The 15,250-nt window shown below is 52.0% G+C and carries 15 protein-coding genes; 4 read left to right on the top strand and 11 right to left on the bottom strand.

Features of this window, described 5'->3' with window-relative positions; genetic code table 11:
* Positions 1-86: 86 nt before the first annotated feature.
* A complete protein-coding gene (gene pgpB / locus C813_RS33720; RefSeq protein WP_017457194.1) occupies positions 87-851 on the bottom strand; it encodes a phosphatidylglycerophosphatase B in 765 nt (254 codons plus the stop codon).
* A gap of 196 nt (positions 852-1,047) precedes the next feature.
* Between pgpB and ribA the strand changes: the two genes are divergently transcribed.
* Positions 1,048-1,635, top strand: a complete 588-nt coding sequence (ribA, locus tag C813_RS33715) for a GTP cyclohydrolase II (protein WP_017457193.1) — start codon at positions 1,048-1,050, stop codon at positions 1,633-1,635.
* A gap of 47 nt (positions 1,636-1,682) precedes the next feature.
* On the opposite strand, the gene acnA is transcribed toward ribA, so the two are convergent.
* From acnA to topA, 6 genes are all read right to left on the bottom strand, one after another.
* The gene (gene acnA, locus C813_RS33710; RefSeq protein ID WP_017457192.1) at positions 1,683-4,358 is read right to left on the bottom strand and encodes an aconitate hydratase AcnA; all 2,676 of its coding nucleotides are present in this window, start codon (positions 4,356-4,358) and stop codon (positions 1,683-1,685) included.
* Between the two features lie 173 nt (positions 4,359-4,531).
* Positions 4,532-4,630 carry a small membrane protein YmiC gene (gene ymiC / locus C813_RS47510; protein WP_231943027.1) on the bottom strand — a complete coding sequence of 33 codons (99 nt, stop codon included), beginning with the start codon at positions 4,628-4,630 and terminating at the stop codon, positions 4,532-4,534.
* A 138-nt stretch (positions 4,631-4,768) separates the two neighbouring features.
* Complete coding sequence (locus C813_RS47370; RefSeq protein ID WP_017457191.1) at positions 4,769-4,939, bottom strand: hypothetical protein; 171 nt, start codon at positions 4,937-4,939, stop codon at positions 4,769-4,771.
* 1 nt (position 4,940) lies between these two features.
* Complete coding sequence (locus C813_RS46375) at positions 4,941-5,102, bottom strand: YmiA family putative membrane protein (protein ID WP_017457190.1); 162 nt, start codon at positions 5,100-5,102, stop codon at positions 4,941-4,943.
* Positions 5,103-5,419: 317 nt separating this feature from the next.
* Positions 5,420-6,394 (bottom strand): HTH-type transcriptional regulator CysB, encoded by a 975-nt coding sequence (gene cysB, locus C813_RS33705; RefSeq protein WP_016495871.1) that lies wholly within the window; start codon positions 6,392-6,394, stop codon positions 5,420-5,422.
* Positions 6,395-6,574: 180 nt separating this feature from the next.
* Positions 6,575-9,172 carry a type I DNA topoisomerase gene (gene topA / locus C813_RS33700; RefSeq protein WP_017457189.1) on the bottom strand — a complete coding sequence of 866 codons (2,598 nt, stop codon included), beginning with the start codon at positions 9,170-9,172 and terminating at the stop codon, positions 6,575-6,577.
* A 396-nt stretch (positions 9,173-9,568) separates the two neighbouring features.
* On the opposite strand from topA, the gene C813_RS33695 reads away from it, so the two are divergent.
* Positions 9,569-9,820: a YciN family protein gene (locus C813_RS33695; protein WP_017457188.1), complete on the top strand. Its 252-nt coding sequence runs from the start codon at positions 9,569-9,571 to the stop codon at positions 9,818-9,820.
* Positions 9,821-9,852: 32 nt separating this feature from the next.
* Here C813_RS33695 and sohB read toward each other — a convergent pair whose 3' ends face one another.
* Positions 9,853-10,899: a protease SohB gene (gene sohB / locus C813_RS33690; RefSeq protein ID WP_017457187.1), complete on the bottom strand. Its 1,047-nt coding sequence runs from the start codon at positions 10,897-10,899 to the stop codon at positions 9,853-9,855.
* A 214-nt stretch (positions 10,900-11,113) separates the two neighbouring features.
* On the opposite strand from sohB, the gene C813_RS33685 reads away from it, so the two are divergent.
* Positions 11,114-11,869 carry a YciK family oxidoreductase gene (locus C813_RS33685; protein WP_017457186.1) on the top strand — a complete coding sequence of 252 codons (756 nt, stop codon included), beginning with the start codon at positions 11,114-11,116 and terminating at the stop codon, positions 11,867-11,869.
* On the top strand, positions 11,866-12,456 hold the full coding sequence (gene cobO, locus C813_RS33680; protein ID WP_016495866.1) for a cob(I)yrinic acid a,c-diamide adenosyltransferase: 591 nt from the start codon (positions 11,866-11,868) through the stop codon (positions 12,454-12,456). The genes C813_RS33685 and cobO overlap by 4 nt, the downstream gene beginning before the upstream one ends.
* A gap of 199 nt (positions 12,457-12,655) precedes the next feature.
* On the opposite strand, the gene rluB is transcribed toward cobO, so the two are convergent.
* The 3 genes from rluB to rnm form a co-directional block, all read right to left on the bottom strand.
* Positions 12,656-13,546, bottom strand: a complete 891-nt coding sequence (gene rluB / locus C813_RS33675) for a 23S rRNA pseudouridine(2605) synthase RluB (RefSeq protein ID WP_017457185.1) — start codon at positions 13,544-13,546, stop codon at positions 12,656-12,658.
* A gap of 99 nt (positions 13,547-13,645) precedes the next feature.
* Positions 13,646-14,266, bottom strand: coding sequence for an L-threonylcarbamoyladenylate synthase (locus C813_RS33670; protein WP_016495863.1), 621 nt, complete (start codon positions 14,264-14,266; stop codon positions 13,646-13,648).
* Entirely contained in the window at positions 14,263-15,144 is an 882-nt protein-coding gene (gene rnm / locus C813_RS33665) for an RNase RNM (protein ID WP_017457184.1), read from the bottom strand. The genes C813_RS33670 and rnm overlap by 4 nt, the downstream gene beginning before the upstream one ends.
* Positions 15,145-15,250: the final 106 nt, after the last annotated feature.

Genomic DNA, 15,250 nt, shown 5'->3' with positions numbered 1-15,250 from the left:
CAGCCCTATAAACTACCATTTTAGCGCCCGGCGCGAAATGGAAATGCATGATGTTAAAATCTGATTTGCGGGCGAAACAGCGGAAATCAACCCTCTTGATCGCGAGCAATGATTTCCGGTACTTCCTCCGCAGGCGGCGTGAGCGGGCCACAAATGCGCTGAGCAAGCCAGGTCGCCAGCGTCACAAGCAACCAGGATATCAACGTTGCAACCACCAAATCGCGTGGCCAGTGCATGCCTAACAGCAGTCGGCTACCCATCACACCTGTCGCCCATACAAGCAGTACAGCAATCGTCCATGTCCGTCTGCGTGGCCACAGCAGCCCAACGGCTAATAATGCCCAACTAGCGGCAAACATGGTATGTCCGGAGGGAAACGCGAAACCCGTCTCTTTTTGCCAGTGTTTACGTAAAAACCCAGGAATATCATGCTGGCTGGAGAGTTGTTTTTTCACTAATTCTCCCCGATCCTTACGTTTCAAAGTGTAGAACTGTTCGGCCTGAACATCGTGCGTTTTTTCCAGCCAAAGGACGAAAGGTCGCGGTTCCTGAACACGCTCTTTGACAAAGGATTTAACCCCCTGTCCTGCCAGAATCGCGCAACCAAGAATAACGAACAGCATCACCGCAGCTTTGAGGCGAAAACGCAGGCACCAGAGAAACCACGCGCACAACGCGACATGCGTAATAATTCCCCATGGTTGGGTGACGGTTTCTGTTAACCAGTATAAAAAATGCAGCCACCAGCGGGTTTGCCCCGGCTCCCAGTTCCAGCCGGAAATCCACATTATCAGCGGCATAATCAATAGAATCGCCGCGCCTGCTGTTGTTCGCATTGCAATGGAAAGCATCTTTTCTCCTTCTGATTTCGCGAACCAATATAACTGAAAAATGACATTTCCGCTGAAACCTGCGCATTTGTGCGTTTAAACGGCAATGCGTGGGTCACCAGTAGGCGATGCTTAATGCATTGTGGCAAAATGAGGTTATACAGAAGGCCAACAGGCTAAAGGTGCGCAGTGCACCACTAAAAATCCGGAGATTCACATGCAACTTAAACGTGTGGCAGAAGCCAAACTGCCAACCCCATGGGGCGACTTCCTGATGGTGGGTTTTGAAGAACTGGCAACCGGGCAGGATCATGTCGCTCTTGTTTACGGTGATATTTCCGGGCAACTGCCCGTACTTGCACGCGTTCACTCCGAGTGTCTGACCGGCGATGCCTTGTTCAGCCTGCGCTGTGATTGCGGTTTTCAGCTTGAAGCAGCGCTCAATCACATTGCAGAAGAAGGCCGCGGCGTATTGCTTTATCATCGCCAGGAAGGTCGTAACATCGGTTTGCTGAATAAAATTCGCGCGTATGCGCTGCAGGATCAGGGTTATGACACCGTTGAAGCGAACCACCAGTTGGGTTTTGCTGCCGATGAACGCGACTTCACGCTTTGCGCCGATATGTTTAAATTGCTGGCAGTAGACGAAGTTCGTCTGCTGACCAACAATCCGAAAAAAGTTGAGATTCTTACCGAAGCGGGAATTAACATTGTGGAGCGCGTACCGCTGATTGTCGGGCGTAACCCGAAAAACGCGCACTATCTGGATACCAAAGCTGAAAAAATGGGGCACCTGCTGAAATAAGCGCCCCATCGGTGATGAAACAGGCCTGCAAATGCAGGCCTTTATTTTTAGTTCAACATATTACGGATCACGTAATGCAGAATGCCGTCGTTGCGGTAATAGGTAAGCTCCGTCGACGTGTCAATGCGACAGCGGCACGCCAGCGTCTCCTGTCTGCCATCGGCGCGAGTTAATGTGACGGCTAACGTTCCACCCGGCGTGATGTTTTGCAGATCGACAACGTCCAGCTTTTCCTCTCCCGTCAGTGCCAGCGTTTTTCGCGTGACACCTTGTGGAAACTCAAGCGGCAGGATCCCCATACCAATCAGGTTGGAACGGTGAATACGCTCGAAGGATTCAGCAATGACCACGCGAACTCCCAACAAGCGCGGCCCTTTAGCCGCCCAGTCACGGCTGGAGCCAGAACCATACTCTTTGCCAGCAATCACCGCCAGCGGCGTGCCCTCTTGCTTATAGCGTACAGCAGCATCATAAATAGAGACCACTTCACTGCCCGGCAGATGACGTGTCATGCCACCTTCTACGCCCGGCACCATTTCATTGCGAATGCGGATATTGGCGAATGTTCCGCGCATCATCACTTCATGGTTGCCACGTCGCGAGCCGTAGGAGTTAAAGTCCCGGCGCTCAACACCATGGCTCTGCAAATAGCGACCTGCCGGGCTGTCCGCTTTGATGCTACCTGCCGGCGAAATATGGTCGGTGGTGACCGAATCGCCCAGCATGGCCAGGATCCGCGCACCATGAATATCTTTCACCGGTTTCGGCTGCGCCTGCATATCTTCAAAGAATGGCGATAACCGGATGTAAGTCGAGTCATTCTGCCAGCTATACGTATCGGAGTGCTCAACCTCAATCGCCTTCCACTCCGGCGTGCCTTCGAACACCTCGGCATACTCTTTGCGGAACATCTCAGTAGAGACTTGCTCAACCGCGCGGGCAATCTCACTGCTCGTTGGCCAGATGTCTTTCAAATAGATTGGCTCACCTTTACGGTCATGACCGAGCGGGTCGGTGACGAGATTGATATTCATATTGCCCGCCAGCGCATAAGCCACCACCAGCGGCGGTGACGCAAGCCAGTTCGTTTTTACCAGGGGGTGAATACGCCCTTCGAAATTTCGGTTGCCCGAAAGCACCGCACCAACGGTGAGATCGCCTTCACGGATCGCCTGTTCAATAGGCTCTGGCAACGGCCCGGAGTTACCAATACAGGTGGTACAACCGTAACCGACAAGATTAAAGCCCAGTTCATCCAGATAAGGCGTTAATCGCGCCTGTGCAAGGTAGTCAGAAACCACTTTCGAGCCAGGGGCCAGCGATGCTTTCACCCACGGCTGACGTTTGAGCCCGGCGGTGACCGCTTTTTTAGCCAGCAGGCCGGCGGCCATCAACACACTGGGGTTGGAAGTATTGGTGCAAGAGGTGATCGCAGAAATGACTACCGCCCCGTCCGGCAATTCGTATTTATGACCGTTCAATACATATTCAACCGGTTTACGATCTTTTTGCGCCGTGTTCAGTTCAAGCTCTGAACTGGCGGCAAAGGCTTTCGGCACATCGCTCAGCGCAACGCGATCCTGCGGACGTTTTGGCCCGGCGAGGCTCGCTTCAACATCTTGCATATTCAGTTCAAGGGTACTGGTAAAGACGGGTTCATCGCCCGGGTTACGCCACATACCTTGAGCTTTCGCATAAGCCTCTACCAACGCGACTTGCTCTTCGCTGCGACCACTCAGGCGCATATAAGCAAGCGTTACGCTATCGATTGGGAAAAAGCCGCAGGTTGCACCATATTCCGGGGCCATATTGGCAATGGTGGCACGGTCGGCAAGCGGCAGCGAATCAAGTCCATCGCCGTAAAACTCAACAAATTTACCGACAACACCGTGTTTGCGCAGCATTTGCGTGACCGTCAGCACCAGATCGGTTGCCGTGATCCCTTCTTGCAATTTACCGCTCAGTTTAAAACCGACGACATCAGGGATCAGCATAGAGACCGGTTGCCCGAGCATCGCCGCTTCGGCTTCAATCCCCCCCACGCCCCAGCCCAATACACCGAGGCCATTAATCATGGTGGTGTGAGAATCGGTACCGACAAGTGTGTCCGGATAGGCAACCCACTCTTTATCCTGCAATTCGCTCCAGACCGCTTTGCCGAGGTATTCGAGATTCACCTGGTGGCATATTCCTGTCCCCGGCGGCACCACGCTAAAACGGCTAAACGCCTGCTGGCCCCAGCGCAGGAAAGCATAACGTTCATGGTTACGTTCCATTTCAAGGCGGACGTTCTCTTCGAAGGCGTCATCGTCGCCGAAGTGGTCAACGGTCACAGAGTGGTCAATCACCAGATCCACCGGGGATAACGGGTTCACTTTGGCGGTATCGCCTCCAAGGCGTTTCACCGCTTCACGCATCGCCGCTAAGTCAACGACGGCGGGAACACCGGTAAAGTCCTGCATCAGGACCCTTGCCGGGCGATAAGCGATTTCACGATCGGCATGCGCACTGTTGAGCCAGCCGGCCAGGGCACGAATATCTTCTTCAGTGACGGATTCTTCGTCCTGCCAGCGCAGGAGATTTTCGAGTAAAACTTTTAGCGACTTGGGTAACCGTGAGATATCCCCAAGTTGTTTAGCGGCCAGCGGCAAGCTGTAGTAGTGATAAGTTTTGTTCTCTGCCTGCAACGTGTCCTTACTGGCTTCGCGTAGGGTTGACGACATGTGCTCCTCCTTAATGACAGGGATTGCTTACCCTGATGCTCTTCAGGGTCTGTCATTAAAGATAACACAAACATATCGTAACGTTTTGATAACAACCAAAATTGCTACAAAAGGGAAAATCTTTCAGGAGAAGGGATATAAAAAACCTCGCAGATGCGAGGTTTTTCAATTCATTACCGAAGGGTAGCCCAGACAATCTGTCCCCAGAAAAGGATGGAAACAGAAAAAGCGGCTAACCATGACCAATATTTCATTCCGCAATCATTACGCATAAATTTATTACCAGAAAATCTATTCATTAAAACTGAGTCATTACTCAATTCATTTATGCTGTGTATTAATTAAAGAGTACAAAAGAGCATATCAATGAATAGCCAGGATAATTTCCCATGTTTATTCTGATGATATATTTATTGTTTTTTGAAGTCGTCTTCAGAGAAGGCGTCAATAAAAGCTTGTTGCTGCGGCGTCAGCTTCCAGGAAGCCGGAATAGAGGTCACAGTTTTCTTTTTCGCTTTAGCTGGTGTGTCATGTAATTGACATACTTGCTTAACCGGTTCGAATCGACCCGCTATAGCCATTTTAACCCCAGAATTTCCAGATCAATAACGCAACGACTGCCCAAAACACGGCAGAGCTAAGAAATACCGCCAGCCAGGCTTTACGCTTAAGCTCAGGGTCCCTTTGCGGCTCTTCACTTCCTGATGGCATTGCTAACCTCGTACAATCGACATCACTTATCATTTTGGGTACCAACAATCGGTGTAATTAATCATGAGATGAGACAAATCCTAAAAGAACTTTAGCCGAAAATCCAGTGAATTTACTCACCAATTCCAAAGAAATATTTAATCTTTTGACCCGAAATAAATTATTGAAGTAATAAATTTGCAGAGCGGCAATTTAGTTTCTATTTTTGTCGCTAAATAGTGACAGTGTCGGCGTTAAAATTGTGAAGGCAATCACCCTGAAAGGTGATTGTATCAAAGATGAAGATAATTCTAATTTGGCTTTAGGAGACATTATGGGTATCTTTTCGGGCGATAAGATACCCTCCGGCATTATTTCTGCGGCAACTTAATATCTTTAAACATCGCTTCTATATCTTCATTAGAACGCAACGCCACAGCTGCATCGACAACGTCGCGCGTTAAATGCGGCGCGAAGCGCTGAATAAAATCATACATATAGCTACGCAGGAAGGTGCTGCGACGGAAACCTATTTTTGTGGTGCTGTGGCTGAAAATTTCGTGAGCATCCAGTTTAACCAGGTCCGGATCGGAGATCGGATCCACCGCCATGCTGGCAATAACCCCTACTCCCAGCCCCAGTCTGACATACGTTTTGATAACGTCTGCATCTGTAGCGGTGAAAACGATTCGTGGCGTCAACCCTGCACGATTAAACGCCGTGTCGAGCTCCGAACGACCGGTGAAGCCAAAGGTGTACGTCACCAGCGGATATTGCGCCAGCTCATCGATACTGACGGACTGCTTAGATGCCAGCGGGTGATCGGGTGTCACCACAATTGAGCGATTCCAGTGATAGCACGGTAACATCACCAGATCATCGTATAAATGCAGCGCTTCGGTGGCGATGGCGAAATCAGCATTGCCTTTAGAAACCGCTTCAGCAATCTGTGTTGGCGATCCCTGGTGCATGTGCAATGAAACGCGCGGATAGCGTTCGATAAACCCTTTGATCACATTCGGCAATGCATACCGCGCTTGTGTATGCGTGGTCGCGACATACAACGAGCCCTTATCCGGCCAGGTGTGTTCCCCCGCCACTGATTTAATTGCGTCAACTTTGGACAATACTTCACGCGCAATGCGGATGATTTCCTGCCCGGCGGGCGTCACCTGAGTGAGATGTTTGCCACTGCGGGCGAAGATTTGTATGCCGAGTTCATCTTCCAGCATGCGGACTTGTTTACTGATGCCAGGCTGAGAGGTATAGAGCCCTTCCGCCGTGGAAGAGACGTTGAGGTTGTGATTCACCACCTCGACGATATAACGAAGCTGCTGTAGTTTCATAACAGACCATCCGAAGTACGCAAACGGGGTTATCGCTTAATACGATTTGATAATAAGAAAGCGGTTAGCTATAACAACTATATCATTTATAGCTTCCGTGTATAGCAGCGAACAAAGAATAATAACGCGCAAAGAAAAAGGGCCGGAAAACCGGCCCCTGAAGGTATATGGCTGAAAAAACTACTTTTTCGCTTCAGTCCATTTATTGTCGATATAAAACGCTGACCACCCGGTCGCTTTCCCGTCTTTTTCCGAAGCAACATATTGCTGTTTGGTCTTACGGCTAAAACGCACAATGGTTTTATTACCTTGGGGATCTTCCTGCGGCGCGTCCGCAAGATAGCGCAGTTTTTCCGGCAAACGGTCGCGGAAGCGGTACAGTTCTTCTACCAGCGGCGCACGTGTTTCGCGAGATTTCGGGAACGTATTCGCCGCGAGGAACACACCGGCCGCGCCATCACGCAGAACAAAATAGGCATCCGATTTTTCGCACGGCAGTTCCGGCAACGGTACCGGATCCTCTTTCGGCGGTGCCACTTCACCGTTACGCAGGATCTTACGCGTGTTTTTACACTCGTCGTTGGTGCAAGCCATGTACTTACCAAAACGCCCCATTTTCAGGTGCATTTCAGAACCGCATTTTTCACACTCAACGATTGGGCCATCATACCCTTTGATGCGGAATTCGCCCTCTTCGATTTCGTAGCCATCGCAGGTCGGGTTATTACCACAGACATGCAATTTACGCTTCGGATCGATCAGGTAGCTGTCCATCGCCGTACCACATTTCTGGCAACGGCGTTTGGCGCGCAGCGCGTTGGTTTCCGCGTCTTCGCCTTCCAGCACATTGAGCACTTCGTTTTCCGGCACCAGGTTAATGGTGGTTTTGCAGCGCTCTTTCGGCGGTAACGCATAGCCGGAACAGCCGAGGAAAACCCCGGTACTGGCGGTACGAATACCCATTTTACGGCCACATGTCGGGCAGTCGATGCTGGTCAGTACCATCTGATTCGGACGCATACCGCCCGCTTCAGGATCCTGTTCAGCTTGTTCCAGTTGGCGAGAGAAATCGCCAAAGAAGCTATCCAGCACCTTGCGCCATTCCGCTTCATGGTTCGCCACGCGGTCGAGGCTGTCTTCCATCTGTGCGGTAAAATCGTAATTCATCAGCTCGCGGAAATTTTCTTCCAGACGATCGGTAACGATTTCACCCATTTTTTCCGCGTAAAAACGGCGGCTTTCAACACGTACATAACCCCTGTCCTGAATGGTCGAGATGATCGACGCATAAGTAGACGGGCGGCCAATACCGCGTTTTTCCAGCTCTTTTACCAGCGAAGCTTCGCTAAAACGCGCAGGTGGCTTGGTAAAGTGCTGTGCCGGTGTTAACTCTATAAGCGAAAGAACATCGCCCTTATTCACCGCCGGCAACGTACGATCTTCATCGCCTTTGCGCAGCGCGGGCATGACTTTTGTCCAGCCATCGAAACGCAGGATACGACCACGGGCTTTAAGACGGAAATCGCCCGCGCCCACTGTCAGCGTGGTGGAATCATACTGAGCAGGCGTCATCTGACAGGCGACAAACTGGCGCCAGATCAACTGATAAAGCTTCTGCGCGTCGGCTTCCATGTCTTTTAACGATTCAGCCAGCACCGCGACGTCAGAAGGACGAATGGCTTCGTGCGCTTCCTGAGAATTCTCTTTGCTGGCGTACTGATTAGCGTTTTCCGGCAGGTACTTTTTACCGAAATTATCAGTAATATAGCTGCGCACCATCGACACAGCATCCTGACTCAGGTTTGTCGAGTCGGTACGCATATAGGTGATGTAGCCCGCTTCATACAGACGCTGCGCCATCATCATGGTTTTCTTCACGCCAAAACCCAGACGCGTACTGGCGGCCTGTTGCAGCGTAGAGGTAATAAAGGGTGCACCCGGTTTGCTGCTGGTCGGCTTATCTTCCCGCTCCAGCACTGTATAACGCGCTTTTTCCAGCAGGCTGACCGCCGCCATGGTTTGCTCGCGATTAACCGGACGGAAGGCTTTATCACCTTCATGGGTCACCTGCAGCGGCAGCGTATCGCCATTCGGCGTTGCTGTGGCGGCGTCTATTTCCCAGAACTCTTCCGGCACAAACGCTTTAATTTCGCGTTCACGCTCAACAACCAAACGCACAGCGACAGACTGTACGCGGCCAGCGGAGAGACCGCGGGCAATTTTCTTCCACAACAGTGGAGAGACCATGTAGCCCACCACGCGGTCCATAAAACGGCGCGCCTGTTGAGCATTCACACGGTCAATATTCAGTTCGCCCGGCGTTTCGAAGGCCTGACGAATCGCATTCTTGGTAATTTCATTAAACACTACGCGGCTGTAGCGTTTCTCATCACCACCGATCACTTCCCGCAGGTGCCACGCAATGGCTTCCCCTTCGCGGTCAAGGTCGGTTGCGAGATAGATGTGGTCGGCTTTTTCCGCCAGCGACTTCAGCTCGGAAACCACCTTCTCTTTGCCTGGCAGCACTTCATAATGTGCATCCCAGTTGTGCCATGGGTCGATCCCCATGCGATTGACAAGAGCGCCGCGTTCATCCTTTTTAGGCTTCTTAGCCGTTTTGGCGGAGGCTGAGTCTGCGCTCTTTTTGGGTGTTGAGCCACTGGTCGGCAAATCACGGATATGACCAACGCTGGATTTAACCACATAGTCATTACCCAGATATTTATTGATCGTTTTGGCTTTTGCCGGGGACTCAACGATAACGAGAGCTTTACCCATATTCACCTTTACCTAATTAAATTCTTACAGAAATTCGTCGCATGTCGCTTCAACCCACCGGCGACGAGCATTCAATATTGCGGCGGCGTCAATGGATATCAACCCTTTTTTTAACAAAGCGCGTAAAACGGAGCGTTCAGGTGACTGAGTTTACAGGCTTTTTCGCGCCAGGGCGGAGTAGCACAACGATATTCTGGTCGAATGTCAAGCAAATCTGTTGCCAGATTGACGAAAGCGTCACACTGTACCTGATAAAATTTGTTACGCAACTTTATTAGCATGCAAAGGCGGATCGCGCCAGCACAACGACCGGGCAAAGCCCTTGCAAAAACAGGGAAAAATTGCCCGGGAACCGGGTCAGCGGTAAACTGACGAAATTTTTGAAGGAGTAGAAAAATGCAAGAGACAACTCAGCCAATCGATCGCCAGTCTCTGCTTGAACTGGCTAATAAACTGATCAGTGAGCATGAAGACACACTATCCGGTATCGTCGCAACCGGCGTCAGTCAGCGTAACGGCGTGCTGGTTTTCAGCGGCGAGTATTTTCTTGATGAGCAAGGCTTGCCGACGGCGAAAAGCACTGCGGTATTCAATATGTTCAAATACTTAGCGCATGAACTTTCTGAAAAGTATCATCTGATCGACTAAAAAGAAAACGCGAGGCCTGAGCCTCGCGTTTTTTACATCATTGGTTTTTGCCCGCGCTGCCACCAGCGCATCAGCAAATGATCGATGTTCTCCATCGCACTGCCCGTAAAACGCTCCATCAGTTTTTTACGCTGCTGATAGCGCACACCAATCACTTCGTGATCTTCGATTAGCCCCAGCAGCAGATCATCGCTGGTGCCAATGGCGTCGATCAGTCCTTTATCAAGCGCCTGGGAGCCATACCAGTGCTCACCCGTCGCCACGCTTTCAATGTCCAGTTCTGGCCGCATCTGGTGAACAAAACCTTTAAACAGATCGTGAGTTTCGTTCAGGCTCTCGCGAAATTTCTGCCGCCCTTCTTCTGTGTTTTCACCAAGCAGTGTCAGAGTTCGTTTGAACTGACCCGCTGTGTGCAGCTCAATGTCGATCTCCTTGCCTTTGAGGAAGCGGTTAAAGTTGGGGATCTGCGCCACCACGCCGATAGAACCGATGATCGCGAACGGTGCTGCAACAATTTTATCGGCCACACAGGCCATCATATAGCCGCCGCTGGCAGCCACTTTGTCGACGGCGATAGTCAGTGGAATGTGCTTGTCACGCAGACGTTGTAACTGGGAAGCGGCAAGACCGTAACCATGTACCACGCCTCCCGGGCTTTCAAGACGCACTACGACTTGATCCTGCGGTGTTGCCACCGCCAGCACTGCGGTTATCTCTTCACGTAATGCGTTGACTTCGCCCGCGTCCATGCTGCCTTTAAAATCGAGCACATAGGCACGCGGTGTGCCTTTTTCTTGCTGTTCACTGTCCTTCGCCTTCGCTTTTGCCGCTTTCGCTTCCAGCTTCAGTTTTTTCTTCTGCGCTTTGTGCCAACGTTTCTGTTGGTGCTCATCCAGCAAGGAGACTGACATCTCCTCTTGCATCTCTTTATATTGCTCACTCAAACGGGTGACTTTCAGTTCTCCCCGCTGGCGTTTGCGCTGTGTCAGATTGACAATCAGCACGGCCACAACGGCAATCGCCACCACCACAGTCGCGATTTTGGCCAGAAACAGGCCATACTCAGACAGTAATTCCATGCATACCACCTCGATTACACCACTCGACAATCGCACCAGTGTACATGAGCGATGCTGACACGTCTCGCGTAAGCCATTGGTACAATGTGCCATGTTGCTGAATTTTTTCGTAAAGGTTGCGCAACCTTCCCGCAGGCTGATTGAAATAGGCCTCTGTTTAAGGCATAAAGCCAACATGTGAAGGCGATAACAGGCCCCGGCCTGAGGAGAGAGTGTGCATTATCAGCCACAACGCGATTTGTTAAACGCTCGCATCATTCTGGTAACCGGTGCCAGTGACGGCATCGGTAAAGAAGCGGCGCTGACCTACGCCCGCCACGGCGCGAGCCTCATTCTACTGGGCCGAAACGAAGCGAAACTGCAGCAGGTTGCGCGTGAGATCGAAGAAGAAGGCCAACAGGCGAAGTGGTTTACCCTTGATATGGCAAACTGCACCCCGGAAATGTGCCAGCAACTGGCTGATACTATTGCGGCCACGGTGCCACGCCTGGACGGTGTGTTGCACAATGCCGGTTTACTCGGGAATGTATTGCCAATGAGCGAGCAAGTTCCAGCAGTCTGGGACGAGGTAATGCAGGTCAACGTGAACGCCACCTTTTATCTCACCCAGGCGCTTCTTCCTTTATTACTTAAATCGGATGGCGGCTCTCTGGTTTTTACCTCCTCAAGCGTTGGACGCCAGGGACGTGCGAACTGGGGCGCTTACGCTGTGTCGAAATTTGCCACCGAAGGGATGATGCAGGTACTGGCCGAAGAGTATCAAAACCGTGTGCGGGTCAACTGTATTAACCCAGGCGGTACGCGCACCAAAATGCGTGCCAGCGCCTTTCCGACCGAAGATCCAGACAAACTGAAAACCCCCGCCGATATTATGCCGCTTTACCTGTGGCTGATGGGCGATGACAGCCGCCGTAAAACCGGTATGAGCTTTGATGCCCAACCGGGTCGAAAACCAGGAATTTCACAATGAGCGAAGAACGATATCAGCAGCGCCAGCAGCGCGTAAAAGAGCGTGTCGATGCGCGCGTCGCCGCCGCCCAGGATGAACGCGGGATCATTATTGTCTTTACCGGGAACGGTAAAGGGAAAACCACCGCTGCATTCGGTACAGCAACACGCGCAGTCGGCCATGGTAAAAAAGTGGGCGCTATTCAGTTTATCAAAGGAACATGGCCAAACGGCGAACGCAACCTGCTGGAACCGCTGGGCGTGGAATTCCAGGTGATGGCAACCGGTTTTACCTGGGATACGCAAAACCGCGAAAGCGACACCGCAGCCTGTCTGGCAGTCTGGCAACATGCCGAACGAATGCTGGCCGATCCCGCGCTGGATATGGTGTTGCTGGATGAACTGACCTATATGGTGGCCTATGATTACCTGCCGCTGGAAACGGTACTTGACGCGTTACGCAAACGCCCGGCAAACCAGACGGTGATTATCACCGGACGCGGCTGCCACCGCGATATTCTTGACCTGGCGGATACCGTCAGCGAATTACGACCGGTGAAACACGCTTTTGAAGCAGGCGTAAAAGCGCAACAAGGTATCGATTACTGACGCAACGTAAGTCCGCCGACATCGAAGGCCGCGCTTTTTTGACCTGGGATAAGGGCCGGAAACCTTAACAAGCAGCTTCTGCCAGCGCGTGAGATTTCACACAAGCGATCAGGCTGAACCAAATCAGATTCACATCCAGGGTTTTCGGTTAGCAACGAAAAAGGGGCTTTCGCCCCTTTTCTCTTATTCTTTATTGCAATCAGTCGTTTTTATTCCGCGTACTGCCGGGGCGACGACCACCACCAGACTTGCCAGCCGGCTGGCTGTGGCGTTTCACCGCGCGGCGGATCTGATTCGCTTTCATGCGACGGCGATCTTTCTCCACGGCCACTTTGGATTGCGTTTCCGCGTCCAGCCCCACCAACTCGCGCAGGTAGTTGGTTTGAGCCAGATCAAGTTCCGTCCAGCCGCCGCGAGGCAAACCTTTTGGCAGCGGAATATCACCGTAACGTACGCGGATCAGGCGGCTGACCTGTACACCAACCGCTTCCCACAGGCGACGCACTTCACGGTTGCGCCCTTCGGTCAGGGTGACGTTGTACCACTGGTTAATGCCTTCGCCCCCGCTGAACTTGATGGTTTTGAACGCCGCCGGGCCATCTTCCAGCTGCACACCGCGCGCCAGATCGCGCAATTTCGCGTCATCAACTTCGCCAAAAACACGTACCGCGTATTCACGCTCAACTTCACGGCTCGGGTGCATCAGGCGGTTCGCCAGTTCACCATCGGTGGTAAACAGCAACAGACCGCAGGTATTAACGTCGAGACGACCTACCGCGATCCAGCGTGCGCCGCGCAGTTTCGGTAGACGATCAAAAACAGTCGGGCGTCCTTCCGGATCGTTACGCGTACAGAGTTCGCCTTCCGGTTTGTAGTACGCCAGCACGCGGCAGATCTGCTCCACGGATTCTTTCACCGAAATGAGGTGACCGTCGATACGGATTTTCAGAGCAGGCGTCACTTCCACGCGATCGCCCAGTGTGGCGATTTTGCCGTCCACGCTTACGCGGCCAGCCTCAATAATAGATTCGATTTCACGGCGGGAACCGTGGCCAGCTCGCGCCAGCACTTTCTGTAGTTTCTCGCTCATAGAGCTTCCTTCAGGTGTCGCCTTCACAGGCGTCGAATAGGGTCATCAGGTCGGCGAAGCCGCTGCTGAAATGGCCGCGTAGTATAGCGGCTTGCGTCACTATAAGAAAGGCTTAACGTCGCCAACCCCTTCGCGAATAACCTCTGGTGTCGATTCCGTTAAATCGACTACCGTCGTCGGTTGTTGGCCGAGATAGCCACCGTGGATGATTAAATCCACCACTTTTTCCAGCCGATCTTTAATTTCATCCGGATCGGATTCGGTAAAATCACTACCCGGCAGCATTAACGAGGTGGACAGCATCGGTTCGTTGAGCGTTTCCAGCAGCGCCAGCGCAATCGGGTTTGACGGTACGCGCAGACCAATCGTTTTGCGTTTTTCCTGCAATAAACGCCGCGGCACCTCTTTTGTACCTTTCAGGATAAACGTGTAATTGCCGGGCGTATTATTCTTAATCAGACGAAAGGCCACGTTATCGACAAAGGCATACGTCGACAGCTCCGATAAATCGCGGCACATCAGCGTAAAGTTGTGACCATCCGGCAGGTGACGAATGCGGCAAATACGCTCCATCGCCCCCTTGTCCTCAATTTTACAGCCCAACGCATAACCGGAATCGGTGGGGTACACAATGACCCCGCCTTTACGCACAATTTCTACCGCCTGGTTAATCAACCGCGGCTGGGGGTTTTCCGGATGAATATAAAAAAATTGACTCATACTTCCCTCTCTTTGTTCTGTTGCGGCTGCTCCCATTTCAGCCATACGCCCTCAACACCGGCCGGAAGCCAGAGTTTGCGCCCCAGTTCAATCCATGGGCAAGGCTGATGGAAATCAGAGCCTTGCGACGCCAGTAAACCAAACTGACGGGCATACGCGGCGAGCTGCGTTCTCTCGTTGGGAGCCTGCTGACATTGGGCGACTTCCATCGCCTCACCGCCGCACTGTGCAAAATACGCCAGCAGCCTTTTCAGCCATTTAGCAGAAAGGTTATAGCGACCAGGATGTGCCATTACAGCCGTTCCGCCAGAATGATGAATCACATCAATAGCTTGTTCTATTGTACACCACTGGGGAGGAACGTATCCCGTTTTCCCCCGTGCAAGATACTTTTTAAAAACATCGGCAATATTGCTCGCTTTGCCCTGTTCCACCAGAACACGCGCAAAGTGCCCGCGCGTTACGTTCGCCCCCTGCGCCAGCCGTTGAGCGCCTTCCCACGCACCGGGAATGTGCGCTTTTTCTAAACGTTCAGCAATCAGCTTCGCCCGCTGAACCCGGCGTTCAGATTGCGCCTGCAAAAAAGTGCGCAGCGCCGGGTGGTCAATATCAATATTCAGACCAACAATATGTATTTCGTGGTTTTCCCAGACGGTGGAGATCTCCACACCGCTGATAAGCTGCAAATCCAGTCCTGCCCGGACAATTTCCGCACGGGCTGCAGGAATGGCATCGGTGGTATCGTGGTCGGTTATTGCCAGCGTACCGACGCGCATCTCTACCGCGCGATGGACCAGTTGTTCGGGGGAAAGCAGACCATCAGAGGCCGTCGTATGGCTGTGAAGATCGTAAATAATGGCGTAATTCGTGTCGCTCAAAGCGGCTCCGCTAATTCATCTGGACGTCGGTTTGTCGCCTATCATACAGTCCAGAGAATATTTTCTGAATTCGAGGTTGACTTTCTTTTCCTGAACCAGTTAACTA

The organism is Kosakonia sacchari SP1, from assembly GCF_000300455.3.
GTDB lineage: Bacteria > Pseudomonadota > Gammaproteobacteria > Enterobacterales > Enterobacteriaceae > Kosakonia > Kosakonia sacchari.
The sequence above is the reverse complement of the archived record's forward strand: the minus strand, read 5'-3'. Positions and strand labels throughout refer to the sequence as shown.